Below are 13,746 nucleotides of genomic sequence, written 5' to 3'. Positions count from 1 at the left end.
GTAGCGAGTCAGTTAGGAGAAGGCATGGCAGAAAAAAAACGGCGCGGTACCGGCAAAAGCACACTGGCCGATGTTGCCCGTTTGGTCGGCGTGAGCACCATGACGGCATCACGTGCGTTGCGCATGCCGGAGAAAGTCTCACCTGAAATTCGCACCAAAATTGATGCGGCCGTCACCGAGTTGGCCTATGTGCCGAACATCCAGGCGCGTAATCTGGCGTCGGCATCGTCGAAGCTAGTCACCATGGTGGTGCCTTCTTTCGCCACGCCGGGCAGCGCGATTGTGTCGGAAGCGCTGCAAGAGATTCTGCGTCCGCAGGGTTACAACATGATGCTGGCGGAAGCCAACCACTCGGCGGCGGAAGAGAGCGAATTAATTGAGATGTTGCTCTCGTACAATCCGGCGGCGATGGTGCATTTCAACTTCGACAATGTCGCTGAAGCTCATCGTTTGCTGAGTAATTCCGGCCTGCCGGTGATGGATATCGGCGGGGTGCATCAGGAATCTGCGGGTATTAGCATTGGTGTCGATTACGCTAAAGCGATTCGCCAGCTGGTGCAGAGTTTGGTGGAACGTGGCTATCGCCATCTCGGCTTGTTGTGTACGCAAACCAATACCACGATTTTCCGCCAACTGCTGAATGGCTGGCACAGTGGCATGCTGGCATCAAATCAGGCGCCGCACCGCGTGGTGACCTCGCCGAAAATGCCGACCTTTGCCGCGGGACATAGCCTGCTGGCGGAGATCCGGCTGACCTGGCCGGAACTGGATGTGCTGATTTGTACCAGCGATGAAGTGGCCTGTGGTGCCATCATGGCTTGCCACGCCGCAGGCATCTCAATTCCCAGCCAGCTGGCGATTGCCAGCATCGGTGGCGGCCCATTGGCAGCAGTCTGCTCACCGCCGCTCACCAGCGTGGTCCTGCCTTATGAAGAGATGGGGCGCACGGCGGGCAAGCGCTTACTCTCCGCATTGAAGGGCGATGAACCACCTGCCATCAACGAACTGCCGGTACAGCTCAAGCTGCGTGCCAGCACCCACAAGATGTAATCCTGCGGCATCGCGTGCATGAGATGTGACTCTGCGTGCGGTGCTTTTCCCAGATTCATCAAATCCTTATCATTACTAAGGCATTGATAACCCTTTTACCGATCATGATTTTAACTATAATGATCCGACTGCTTACGCGGCACCCTGCTAAGGTGATGCTGCAAAACACTAAATGGAGAGGAAGAACATGAGTTATTCACTGCCATCCCTGCCTTACGCGTACGACGCACTGGAACCACACTTCGACAAGCAGACGATGGAAATCCATCACTCTAAACACCACCAGGCTTACGTTAACAACGCGAATGCAGCGCTGGAAGGTACCGAATTCGCTAACCTGCCGGTTGAAGAATTGATCGCTAAACTGGATCAGCTGCCAGCAGATAAAAAAGGTCCACTGCGTAACAACGCAGGCGGCCACGCTAACCACAGCTTCTTCTGGAAAGGCCTGAAACTGGGCACCAGCCTGCAAGGCGAACTGAAAGCCGCTATCGAAAAAGATTTCGGCAGCGTTGAAGCTTTCCAGGCTGAGTTCGAGAAAGCCGCTACCACCCGTTTCGGTTCAGGCTGGGCGTGGCTGGTGAAAAAAGGCGACAAGCTGGCTGTGGTTTCAACCGCTAACCAGGATAGCCCGCTGATGGGTGAAGCCATCTCTGGCGCATCCGGTGAGCCAATCATTGGTCTGGATGTGTGGGAACACGCTTACTACCTGAAGTATCAGAACAAACGTCCTGACTACATCAAAGCGTTCTGGAACGTGGTGAACTGGGATGAAGCGGCTGCGCGTTTCGCTGCTGCTAAGTAAGTTCAGGCGATAGCCAACGCACAGAACCGGTGAAGCTGCTTCACCGGTTTTTTTCTTTACGAAAGCTAAACACTTCTTAAACCACTTCGAGATTACCTCTGCTGACAATACCGTTACGTTCGTTATTAACCTGCCGTTGATAATTTGGGGCATACAGTAGCCGCAGTTGATCACACGAAAGTAAAATAACTATGTCTACTATCACTACCCCTGTGGCGAATAAAGATTCGTCGGCATCTCTGTTTTTGCCGTTAATTAGCGGCAACGTCAGACCTGATAAGTTATGGAATAGTAGTATGTTCCGCTTTAAATTTGCTTTAAGGTCTTTCATCTTTCCGGTTACGACATTTAATTACCTTAACGCATTAGCGAAACTGCCGTTTCTGCCGCAACTGCTGAAAATGCAGGGTTTGCTGCCGGCTAAACCGCATCGCCCTTACCTGCGCGCAGGCTTTAGCGTGGCACAACGTGCGCAGGCACTGCTTGACCATTACACGCTGATGGATCAACTGGATAATGCCAAACTGCGCCAGTTACTGCTGAGTCCGGTGTTAAATGTGATTGCCACTTTTAACGGAAAAAATGATGAGGTGTTTGCTATTAATTGCTGCCCAGGACATTTTGACCGTGAAGGTGAAATAACTCTGACACTGCATTATCAAACCATGAATATTGCCTCGCTCTCTTTTTCCATTATTCAGGAAAAGGGCAAGCGCACATTATTGATTGGTGGATTGCAGGGGCCGCGCAAACACATCTCAAATGATGTTATCCGCGATGCAACCAAAGCCGCACATGGCGTATTCCCGAAACGTCTGTTAATGGAAGCGGTATTTATTCTGGCGCAACAATGTGGCGTGCAAGCGATTTGCGCAGTAGGAGATACCACGCATGTGTTCCGCAGCATGCGTTATCGCCACAGTAAAGGTGATAAGTTCTTTGCCAGCTACAGCGAGTTCTGGCTGTCACTGGGCGGTGAAGCCCGTGCCGACGACCTGTTTACGTTGCCGCTGCAGATGGAAAGGAAAGCACTGGAAGAGATCGCCAGTAAGAAACGTGCGGAGTATCGTCGTCGCTATGCACTGTTGGATGCGTTAAACACCCAGGTATTGCTGGCAGCAGGGGTTGAACCCGTGGCAGGGGTTGAAGCAGTGCAGGAACAGAGCGTGGAACGCGACGTATCACACGCCGCGTAATCGGGTATCAGAACGGCTGCTTCGCGTAGCCGGTCATCACCTTCAGCCCCATCTCACGTCCCAGCGCGGTCATTGGATGCACCACCACCAGGCCGCGCACGCTCTTCTTAAATGCGCCCATGTTGGCTTGTTCTTTCCTGGTGATCTCACGGCTGAAACCCAGCTTCTGCAGCTGTTGCGCTTCTTTACTCAGTTTCTCATCGCGAACACTGCGCAGACGTTCAATTTCCTGCACCAGCTTCTCTTTTTCACGCAGCAGCTCGCCGAGTTTTTCGGCATCGCCAGATTCCAGCAGCTGGGGTTCTTTGCGATTCAATGCGTCCAGTTGATCACTGAGCAGTTTGATCTCGGCTTTTTCTTGTTCTTTCATCAGGGGAAACTCGTTAAGGAAAACAGGCAAAGGATACATCAAAACGGGGCGATTTTGCAGCGGGGCGGATTCGACCGCGACAGTGCCCCTAAACGGCCGGCTTCTTGAAGGCTTGCTTGTGGGAGATGCGCGATATCAGCTCGGTGAGCGACAGCACCATGGTGGATCGCACCATTTGCAGATAGCGCTGCTGCTGCATACTGCGTAATGCTTCGTCATCCCGGGTGAAGTCAGGTTGTGGCGGCCACGCTACAACGCAGTGCAGTTCACCAAATGGCCCCAGAATCTCATCGTCAGTAAAGCGGTAGTCGCTGGTGTCGTGATTGAGTTCTTCACGCAGCGCCAGCAGCAGCTCACAATCTTCATATTCATGGCGATTAATCACGCCCAAACCGTAAATCAGTTTCAAACGCACCGATAGCTCGCCCAGCGGACCGTCACCGAGCAGCAGCGGTTCAACCGCGTACTTTACGGCATAATCGTCTTTACGGAAAACCTGCAACACAAGCAGGTTGACCGCTTCAGCCAATAGCTCAACGGCGGCGATCAGGAAGCTTCTCACCGATCGACCGGCGTTCAGGCGCTCAAGCACCCGGTTTTCAAAAGCTTGCTTCTCTTCCATTATTGCCTGCATCGTTCCGCTACCGCCGACGGGCACGGTTGGCACCGCGCCCGAGTGAGCTATTAAAAGGCGCGCATTATGCCATAGCGTTGTAAGCACTCACCACTGAGGTGACCACTTCGCTATTGGCTTCCAGTCCAGAGATCTCGGCCAGCGTTGCCTGCGGGCCTTTTTCAGCCAGCAGGGCAGCCAGTTCCTGCGCCTGCGGATCGGCTTCGCTGCGGTAGTGCATCGCGGCAGCAATACCCTGCACCAGGTTGGCGTGTGGCAGGTGGTACTCAAGGGTGCCGAGCGTGGGTTTGATCAGACGATCGCCCGCGCTGAGTTTACGCAGCGGCTGGCGGCCAACACGTTCAACATCATCTTTCAGGTACGGATTTTCGAAACGAGTGAGGATTTTCTGGATGTAAGCGGCGTGCTTGTCGGCATCAAAGCCATAGCGCTTGATCAGCACCTCGCCGCTCTCCTGCATCGCACCCTGCACCACGGCACGCACTTTTTCATCCAGAATCGCATCGCGGATGGTGGCGTGGCCAGCTAACTGGCCAAGATACGCGGTGATGGCATGGCCGGTATTCAGCGTGAAGAGTTTGCGCTCGACAAATGCCATCAGGTTATCAGTCAGCTCCATGCCAGGAATGTTTGGCAATTCACCTTTGAACTGCGTTTTATCGACAATCCATTCGCTGAAGGTTTCTACTGTCACTTCCAGCGGATCGTTGCTGCCGGCCTCAGATGGCGGCACGATGCGGTCAACGGCGGAGTCGACGAAGCCAACGTGCTCTTCAACCCACGCGTGATACTGTTCTGGCAGCGCTTTCAGAACGTGCTGCTTCAACTGACTGGTGCCGCGCACCATGTTTTCACAGGCGATGATATTCAGCGGACGGACATTACCGTTGTCGCTGCGTTTGGCCAGCCCCTTCGCCACACCGCCCGCGATGCGCTCCAGAATCTGCGGACCAACCGCCGTGGTAACGATATCAACCTCAGCAATCAGCGTGACGATGTCGTCGCTGGTGCTGTTCACTGCGCTAACGCCGGTAACGATTTCGACTTTTGCCTGCTCGCCAACCACATGAACCGGATATTCATGACGGGCGTTAAGGGCATCCAGAACTACCTGATTCACATCCGCGAAGACCAGTTCGATACCGGCATCAGCCAGCAACTTACCGATAAAACCGCGACCGATGTTACCTGCTCCAAAATGTAACGCTTTCATAAATTTGACCCATATCAAATGACGAAAGGGCGGGCAAATCCGCCCCGGAAATGTGGGACGGGCTTGCCCGCCCCAGGGAAGTTAAAACGTGGTATTACGCTTTCGCGGTGTTACCTGACAGCAGATCCAGCACATCCTGAACGCTGGTGGTGTTCGCCAGCTTCTCAATCACGCTGTCATCATCCAGCGCGTTGGTCAGGCTGGTAATCACCTGAATGTGTTCGTTATTGCGAGCCGCAATACCAATCACCAGGCGCGCCACGTCATCGGCTTCTTCGCCAAACAATACGCCCGCAGGGTACTGGCAGAACACCACGCCAGTTTTCAGCACGCGATCTTTGGCTTCCACGGTGCCGTGTGGCACGGCGATAGACTCACCGAGATAGGTCGGGGTCAGCTTTTCACGTTCCAGCATCGCTTCAACGTACTCTGGCTGGACATAACCGCCTTTCACCAACTGCTCACCAGCAAAGCGAATCGCCTGCTCTTTGTTGCTGGCGCTCAAGCCCAGGAACACGTTGTCCGCGCCCAATTTAAACAAGTTAGCACTGCCATCGTCGTAGCTGTCTGCCAGCGTGGTCTGCACGGTTTCACGATGTGCTTCACTGCGGTTAGCGGCGATCAGACGTTCAGTCAGATTGCTGTACAGCGCGCTATCGAGGAAGTTGTTCAGCGAAATATGCTGCGCCTGCGGTGCCTGGCGCATCGCACGCTCGGTCAGATCGCGGTGAGTAATCACCAGATCCACATCGCCCGGCAGTGAGTTAATCGCGCTGTTGGTCACCGAGATATTGCTCAGGCCGGCATCCTGCACTTTCTTACGCAGCACACCTGCACCCATGGCGCTGGAACCCATACCGGCGTCACAGGCGACGATGATTTTACGCACGTGGCTCACATCAACGCTGTTGGCATCGGCGATAACCGGAGAACCGGCAACGGCCTGACCTTTAGACTGCGCTTTCATATCACGCATACGCTGAGTCGCAGCTTCGATATCGTCATCTTCTTTTACTTTGCTGGTTTTCAGCAGGATAGAAGAGACCACGAAGGAGACGGCAAACGCCGCGATGATGGCCGCGATGTTGGCGAAGTATGCGCCTTTTGGCGTCATCGCCAGTACTGCGAGAATAGAACCCGGAGACGCTGGAGAGACCAGACCGCCATTCAGTACGGTCAGGGTAAACACGCCTGTCATACCACCGAGGATCACTGCCAGCAGCAGACGTGGCGCCATCAGCACGTACGGGAAGTAAATTTCGTGGATACCACCGAGGAAGTGGATGATTGCCGCACCGCCTGCAGACTGCTTAGCGCTACCGCGACCAAAAATCATGTAGGCAACCAGTACACCCATACCTGGGCCTGGGTTCGCTTCAATCAGGAAGAAGATGGATTTACCGGCTTCGCTAGCCTGCTGGATACCCAGTGGCGAGAAGATACCGTGGTTGATGGCGTTGTTGAGGAACAGGATTTTCGCCGGTTCAACAAAGATAGAAGTCAGTGGCAGCAGGTTGTTCTGCACCATCAGGTTTACGCCCGCCGCAAGGATGTGTGACAGACCTTCGACCAATGGACCGATGCCGATGAACGCCAGCAGCGCCAACAGCATACCGATGATACCGGCTGAGAAGTTGTTAACCAGCATCTCAAAGCCGCTTTTGATTTTACCATCAACCATACGGTCAAAGGTTTTGATCGCCCAGCCGCCCAGTGGACCGGCAATCATCGCGCCGAGGAACATCGGCATATCTGCACCGACAATCACACCCATGGTGGTAATGGCACCGACCACGCCACCGCGATCGCCGCCCACCAGACGTCCACCGGTGAAACCGATCAACAATGGCAGCAGGTAAGTGATCATTGGGCCGACGAGTTTCGCCAGCGTTGCGTTTGGAATCCATCCGGTTGGGATGAACAGTGCTGTGATGATACCCCAGGCGATAAACGCACCGATGTTTGGCATCACCATGTTACTCAGAAAGCGACCAAAGCTCTGGACCTTGACCTTCGCTGATGAGGACATAAACCCACCCCTTATTGAGACGCGCTGCAATAAGAGCGCGGTTGTTTTTGTTAAGACTTTTATTGAGCCGTTCCGGCGCGGGCCGTGGCATCACTGTATGCACGCGGACTCTAGCACTAGTTTATTACGCTGCGTAGCATCCGGGATAAGTGTGATGCAGATCACTCAAAATTGGGGTGGTCAGGGTGCTATAAGGTGATGAAGATCACATAAATAGAGTGTAAGAAAAGTACGAAGGCGAAATTTTAAGCAAAACAACGGGATAAATGTGACTTAAGTCACCTTTGCAGCTCTCAGGTTTGTTTCATAAGTGTGATTGAGATCACAAACTATTTTTGGTTGAAAATGCGTCAGATCACACAATAGCGATGCTGATAAGTAAGGTGTAAGGAAGTGACGAAAAATCTGAAAGATGCAATGAAAAGTATGTCAGGAAAAGGGCGACCTGTTAGTCGCCCCTGAACGCATTCAAAGCGAGGTTACAAACCACCCTGCACAGCATTCTGTGCCTGAGTCAGGGCTTGAGCATTGCTGGAAAGGTTGCTCATCAGGGTATTGTACTGCGTGGCCTGATCCTGCGTTGGGAACTGAACGCCACCGTCATTGAAGGTCACACGCGTGCCCTGCGACTGCAGATAATCACCGGTTTGCACCGCCGCCTGGCTCAACGCCTGAAGCTGAGGCAGTAGCGGAATCAGTGTACCCGCTGGCTGCGTCACCACTTTGGCGTAGACGCTGTCATACACTTTCTTCAGATCGTCAGGCTGCTTCAGCGTGGCTTTGCTGCTGTCGGCCTGCATTTTGGCACTCTGAATCTGCTGTGACAGCACACTGAGGTTGCCGCTCGCCTGACGCAGACTATCGCGACGGGTCAGATAATCTTGTGGCACACGAATCGCAGCCAGTTCATCAACCACAGGGCGCATGCCTTGCTCAACCGCCTGATTGGCCTGCTGTGAGAAGCCATACAAAATGGCGTAGTCGCCCGCGTAGTTGCCAAAAGTCTGCTTCTGGTTTTCGCTCAGGCTGGGCAGATGCTCGCCGCTGCGCATTGCGGTGTTCTGCAGGAAGTCTGTGAAGGCTTTACGTTGATCGCCTTCTTTATCGCCACAGGCGGTAAGTTGCAGCACAACCAGTGCGCTGATCATAAGCATGCCGGTACGCATCCAGATGCGGGATAATCCTGACGCCATGTTGAACTCCTGTTATGGCTAATTTCGATTCGGTGGGAATGGTCCTAAAGGATAGTGCAATGGCCTGGCGTGTACAACGGGTTGAGGCGCGGCAAACTGTGGGAAAAGGCGCACTCTGGCGCGCCGGATTAAGGTCATGAAAGAAATGTGCGGGTGGTCGACCCTGGAGGTTGTACTCCATCGACACCAACGAAAGCAGGCAAAAACCGAACCCAAAGGCTGAAATCACCTGGCGGCATCTGGCAGTCCGCACTGATGCCGCCAGATTGTGATTTAAAACACCAGCGCCTGCCCATCCTTCCGGCTTTCAGTGGCGGCAATGTAGAAGCCCTGCGGGTCACGCACAATCGCCTGCGCACCGCCAAAGTTGTAGCTCTGTAATGGATCCTCCACCGTAATCTGGTGACCCATTTCGCGCAGTTTCGCCAGCACATTACGGTCGATACCCGGTTCCACCACCACCGCACGGCCTTGCTCAACACGCCAGCGCGGCGCATCAATCGCTGCCTGCGGGTTTTGCTTGTGCTGCATGATGCGCAACGCCAGCTGTAAGTGCCCCTGCGCCTGCATCGGGCCGCCCATCACGCCAAACGACATCAATGGCTGTCCCGCCGCATCCAGCGCAAACGCCGGAATAATAGTGTGGAAAGGACGTTTGCTACCGGCCACTACGTTCGGATGCTGCGGATCGAGCGAGAAGCCGCAACCGCGATTCTGCAAGCTGATGCCGGTGCCCGGCACCACCACGCCTGAACCAAAGCCCATATAGTTGGACTGAATAAAGGACACCATCATGCCGCTAGCATCGGCAGTCGAGAGATACACGGTGCCGCTCTGCTGCGGGGAGCCGAAGGTAAAATCCCCGGCCTGGTCAGGATTGATGAGCTGAGCGCGCTGCTTGAGGTAGCTGTCACTCAGCAGCAACTCTGCCGGGAATTCCAGATGGTCGTAATCGGTGACGTAACGATCCAGATCGACCAGCGCCAGCTTCATCGCTTCAATCGACAAGTGCAGCCACGGCACGGAATCAGGCGTGTAGCTGCCGATGTCCCACTGCTCCAGAATGCCGAGCGCAATTAGAGTGGCGATGCCCTGACCGTTGGGCGGTAATTCCTGCACCGAGCCATCGGCAAACGGGCGTGACAACAGATCCACCCAATCGGCGCGATGGTTGTTGAGATCGGCCATGCTCAGTGCCGCGCCGTGCTGCCCGGCAAATGCCACCATTTTTTCCGCCAGATCGCCCCGATAGAAGGCTTCCCCCCTGGTTTCGGCGATTTTCTGCAGTGTGGCGGCCTGCGCCGGGTTACGGAAAAGCTCACCAGCACGCGGCGGTCGGCCATCTGGCGCAAAACACTCAACAAAACCCGGCTGAGACTTCAGTTTGTTGTAGCCACGCTGCCACAGATGGGCGATCAGCGGCGAAACCGGGAAGCCGTCGCGGGCGTACTCGATCGCCGGTTGTGCCAGTGTGGTCAGCGGCAGCGTGGCAAAGCGCTCGGCCAGCGTGACCCAGGCAGAAACCGCGCCCGGTACGGTCACGGCTTCCCAACCGGTTTCCGGCATGGTGCTCTGTCCGGCAAAGCGTTCTGCATTCCAGCTGGCGGGGGAGCGACCGGAGGCATTTAAGCCATGCAGCGCTTTCCCATCCCAGATAATGGCAAACGCATCGCTGCCAATGCCGTTGCCGGTGGGTTCCAGTACGGTGAGCGCCATCGCGCTGGCAATCGCCGCATCTACCGCATTACCGCCCTGTTGCAACATGCGCATCCCCGCCTGTGCCGCCAGCGGCTGTGAGGTGGCGACTGCATTGCGGCCCATCATTGGGGCGCGGTGCGAGACATAACTAACGTTGAAATCCAAATCGCTCATAACGGTTCCTTAATGTGAGTCATTGCGCGGATCAAGTGCGTCGCGCAGTCCGTCACCCAGCAGATTGAAGCCCTGCACAGTGAGAAAAATGGCCAATCCAGGGAAAATCGACATCCAGGGTGCCTGCTCAAGATAGCCTTTTGCGGTGTTCAGCATCGCGCCCCAGGAAGGTGACGGCGGCTGCTGGCCAAGGCCGAGAAATGACAAGCTGGCTTCCGTGATGATCGCCGAGGCAATCGCCAGCGTGGCCTGTACCAGAATCGGCGACAGCACGTTGGGCAGCACATAACGCAGGATGATCCAGCGGTCCGGTAAACCGATGGCGCGCGCCCCGTCGATATACTCTTCATGGCGGATGGCAATCACCTGGCCGCGCGTCAAACGGGCAAAGATCGGCATGGCGGAAAGCCCAATGGCGATCATCGCATTGGATAAACTCGGCCCAAGAAAAGCACCCAACGCAATCGCCAGAATCAGAAACGGGCAGGCAAGCAGCGCTTCGATAAAGCGCGAGATAATGCCATCGCACCACCCCCGCCAGTAACCGGCAATTAAGCCCAGCGGCACGCCAATCAAAATGGCGATCATCACGGAGATGCAGCCCGCCAGCAGTGAGGTGCGCGCGCCCCAAATCAAACGTGACAGAATATCGCGGCCCAGTTCATCCGTGCCCAACCAGAACAGCGCGGAAGGGGCTTTGCGAACGGCAAGGAAGTTCGCTTTAATCGGATCGGCTGGAGCCAGCCAGGGCGCCAGCAGCGCCACGGCTACAAACAGCAGCACGATCACCGCGCCGATCAGCGCACTCTTATTACGCAGAAATTTCTTCAGCACCCGGCGGTTGGGCTTTGCAACCGCAGGCACTGCGCCTGCTGTTAACACCTCGCTCATGGTTAGCCTCGCATTTTCGGGTTGATTAACAGATAGAGCACATCGGCCAGCAGATTCAGCAGCAGAAAGCCGATCGCCACCACCAGCACCACACCTTGTACCACCGCGTAATCACGGTTAAACACCGCATCGACAATCATCTTGCCGAAACCGGGTAGGGTGAAAACCTGCTCGGTTAACACCGCACCGCCCAGCAGCTCACCAAACAGCAAGGTGGTGAGCGTGACGATCGGCATCAGTGCGTTACGAAAGGCGTGCTTCAGTACCACTTTCGGGGCCAGCAGACCTTTGGCGCGCGCGGTACGGATGTAATCGGCCTTTAGCACGCTGATCATTGACGCCCGCGTATGGCGCATCAGCGTGGCGGCGAGGCCGGTACCCAGCACCAACGCCGGCAGCAGCAGCGTTTTCAGGTTCTGCGCCACATCTTCACTGATGGGGACAAAGCCTGAGGCTGGCAGCCATTGCAGATGCACGGAAAACAGCAGGATCAGCAGAATCCCCAGCCAGAAATGCGGCACCGATATGCCGGAGAGCGCGACAAAATTGGTGGTGTGATCGACCCAGGTGTCTTTGCGCACCGCCGCGATAATGCCCATGCTGATGCCAATACCTAGCGCAATCACCATCGCCAGCAGCGACAGCTCCAGCGTTACCGGCAACTTACTGGCGATCAGCGAGGTCACTGGCTCTTTGGTGCGCAGTGACATGCCTAAGTCACCCTTCAGCGCATTGCCGATCCACGAGAAATACTGCGTGGGAATCGGATCATCCAGGTGATATTCCGCCCGCAGCTGTGCGATGACCGCAGGATCGCGCTCCTCACCCGCCATCGCCAGCACCGGATCGCCCGGCAGCAGCTTTTGCAGCGCAAACACCATGATGCTCACCAGCAGCAGCGTGGGGATCGCCAGCAGTAAGCGTTTAACTATCAGTTCCAGCATCATCGCTCCTCAGCGGTTTACTGCGCCATGCTCACACCCGCGAGGCGTACTAAGCCATCAGGCCAGGCTTTAAAGCCCTGCAGTTTTTTTGTCATGCCGAAGATGCGCGGCTCGAAATAGAGATAGGCGATTGGCATATCGGTTTGCAGCTTATTCACCACCTTGGTGTACAACGCCTGGCGCTGCGCCTGATCGTTGGTAAGACGTGCGGCGTTCAGCCACTCATCAACCTGGGGATTGCTGTAGCGGCCGTCGTTGAGCGTGCCTTTGCTGTTGATAAACGAGTAGATGCTGCCATCGGGATCGGGACGGCCTGACCAGCCAGATAAGCTGAGCTGGTAATCGCCGCGCTGCTGACGATCCAACAAGCTGGCGAACTCACTCATCTGCAAGTTGAGGTTAATGCCCGCTTCACCGACCATCGCCTGAATCACCTGGCCGACCTGCTGTGCGGTTGGATTGTTGGTGACCAGCAGCGTCAGATTGAGCGGCGTGGTGACACCCGCCGCCTTCAGCAACGCTTTGGCTTTCTCCACATCGCGTGTACTGATTGGGGTGTTGACGTGATAGGCACTGACCGGCGAGAAGGCTTGGTTGGATGGGGTATATAAGCCTTCAAACGCCACCTGATTCAGCGCATCGCGATCGATCGCCAGCGAGAAGGCCTCACGTACGCGCGGATCTTTTAGAGGGCTGTTGGCGTCAACCTTGCCGTTATTGATGTTGAAGGTAATGCCCTGATAACCGAGGCCGGTGACTTTGGCCAGCGCCAGCTTGCTGTCGCCTTCAACCGTTTTCACATCGCTGGCCGCCACGCCTTCTGTCAGGTCGAGATCGCCTGCGCGCAGGTTGGCGAGACGCACTGAGGCATCCGGGATCGGCAGGAAAATCACTTTATCGAAGTGGTATGCGCTTTTGTTCCAGTAGTTTTCAAAGCGCGTCAACACGATACGGTCCTGCTGCACGCGGCTGGCAAACTGATACGGGCCGGAGCAGACTGGATGGGTCGCGAAGTCCGGTTTTTTAGCGGCTTCCGGTGCCAGCATCGCGCCAGCGCGGTCGGTGAGCTGGCTGAGCAGCGCCGCATCCGGTGTTTTCAGGTGGAATTTCACCTGCATCGGCCCGCTCACTTCCACGCTGTCGATGGAAGAGATTTCGCTTTTACGCAGCGAACCCGGCAGCGTCAGCGCACGCTCAATATTGAACTTCACCGCATTAGCATCAAACTTCTCGCCATCCTGGAAGGTCACGCCCTCGCGCAGGTTCATAGTCAGGGTTTTGCCGTCATCACTCCACGCCCAATCGGTTGCCAGGCCGGGCACCACTTTCAGGTTCTCATCCACATCCACCAAGCGGTCGCACATAGCCGCAAACACGAAACGTCCGTAATAGGTGCGCGCCAGATGCGGATCGAGCATGTCTGGGTCGGCACCCAGACCAATGCGAATCACACTTTCCGCCTGGCTGTGTGCACTGGCACCGAGCAAGAGCAGGCCGCTTAAGGCCGTGAGTAACGTTATACGAGCTTTCTTCACAGGCGAATCTCCAG

The 13,746-nt window shown here is 55.6% G+C and carries 12 protein-coding genes; 3 read left to right on the top strand and 9 right to left on the bottom strand.

Annotation, left to right across the window (positions count from 1 at the left end; genetic code table 11):
• The first annotated feature begins 24 nt into the window (after positions 1-24).
• The 3 genes from QMZ65_RS13540 to QMZ65_RS13530 all read left to right on the top strand — a co-directional run bounded on the left by QMZ65_RS13540 (position 25) and on the right by QMZ65_RS13530 (position 3,051).
• Positions 25-1,050: a LacI family DNA-binding transcriptional regulator gene (locus tag QMZ65_RS13540; protein ID WP_211728865.1), complete on the top strand. Its 1,026-nt coding sequence runs from the start codon at positions 25-27 to the stop codon at positions 1,048-1,050.
• 187 nt (positions 1,051-1,237) lie between these two features.
• Positions 1,238-1,855 (top strand): superoxide dismutase [Mn], encoded by a 618-nt coding sequence (gene sodA, locus QMZ65_RS13535; protein ID WP_034827730.1) that lies wholly within the window; start codon positions 1,238-1,240, stop codon positions 1,853-1,855.
• Between the two features lie 191 nt (positions 1,856-2,046).
• Entirely contained in the window at positions 2,047-3,051 is a 1,005-nt protein-coding gene (locus QMZ65_RS13530) for a VirK/YbjX family protein (protein ID WP_097118471.1), read from the top strand.
• 7 nt (positions 3,052-3,058) lie between these two features.
• Here QMZ65_RS13530 and QMZ65_RS13525 read toward each other — a convergent pair whose 3' ends face one another.
• The 9 genes from QMZ65_RS13525 to QMZ65_RS13485 form a co-directional block, all read right to left on the bottom strand.
• Positions 3,059-3,421 carry a YibL family ribosome-associated protein gene (locus tag QMZ65_RS13525; RefSeq protein WP_058961117.1) on the bottom strand — a complete coding sequence of 121 codons (363 nt, stop codon included), beginning with the start codon at positions 3,419-3,421 and terminating at the stop codon, positions 3,059-3,061.
• A gap of 88 nt (positions 3,422-3,509) precedes the next feature.
• Positions 3,510-4,043, bottom strand: a complete 534-nt coding sequence (locus QMZ65_RS13520) for an MltR family transcriptional regulator (RefSeq protein ID WP_034827734.1) — start codon at positions 4,041-4,043, stop codon at positions 3,510-3,512.
• Positions 4,044-4,119: 76 nt separating this feature from the next.
• The gene (gene mtlD, locus QMZ65_RS13515; RefSeq protein ID WP_034827736.1) at positions 4,120-5,268 is read right to left on the bottom strand and encodes a mannitol-1-phosphate 5-dehydrogenase; all 1,149 of its coding nucleotides are present in this window, start codon (positions 5,266-5,268) and stop codon (positions 4,120-4,122) included.
• Between the two features lie 94 nt (positions 5,269-5,362).
• Positions 5,363-7,297: a PTS mannitol transporter subunit IICBA gene (locus QMZ65_RS13510; protein ID WP_034827738.1), complete on the bottom strand. Its 1,935-nt coding sequence runs from the start codon at positions 7,295-7,297 to the stop codon at positions 5,363-5,365.
• Positions 7,298-7,776: 479 nt separating this feature from the next.
• On the bottom strand, positions 7,777-8,490 hold the full coding sequence (locus tag QMZ65_RS13505) for a DUF3053 domain-containing protein (RefSeq protein WP_097118474.1): 714 nt from the start codon (positions 8,488-8,490) through the stop codon (positions 7,777-7,779).
• 273 nt (positions 8,491-8,763) lie between these two features.
• Entirely contained in the window at positions 8,764-10,362 is a 1,599-nt protein-coding gene (locus tag QMZ65_RS13500) for a gamma-glutamyltransferase family protein (protein WP_097118475.1), read from the bottom strand.
• A 9-nt stretch (positions 10,363-10,371) separates the two neighbouring features.
• Positions 10,372-11,253: an ABC transporter permease gene (locus QMZ65_RS13495; protein WP_097118476.1), complete on the bottom strand. Its 882-nt coding sequence runs from the start codon at positions 11,251-11,253 to the stop codon at positions 10,372-10,374.
• A gap of 2 nt (positions 11,254-11,255) precedes the next feature.
• A complete protein-coding gene (locus QMZ65_RS13490; RefSeq protein ID WP_034827746.1) occupies positions 11,256-12,197 on the bottom strand; it encodes an ABC transporter permease in 942 nt (313 codons plus the stop codon).
• Positions 12,198-12,214: 17 nt separating this feature from the next.
• Positions 12,215-13,732: an ABC transporter substrate-binding protein gene (locus tag QMZ65_RS13485; protein WP_283216170.1), complete on the bottom strand. Its 1,518-nt coding sequence runs from the start codon at positions 13,730-13,732 to the stop codon at positions 12,215-12,217.
• Positions 13,733-13,746 lie beyond the last annotated feature (14 nt).

The organism is Pantoea sp. EABMAA-21 (assembly GCF_030053335.1).
Lineage (GTDB): Bacteria > Pseudomonadota > Gammaproteobacteria > Enterobacterales > Enterobacteriaceae > Pantoea > Pantoea communis.
Note: the sequence above shows the minus strand (reverse complement) of the source record. Positions and strands in the feature narration are given on the sequence as shown.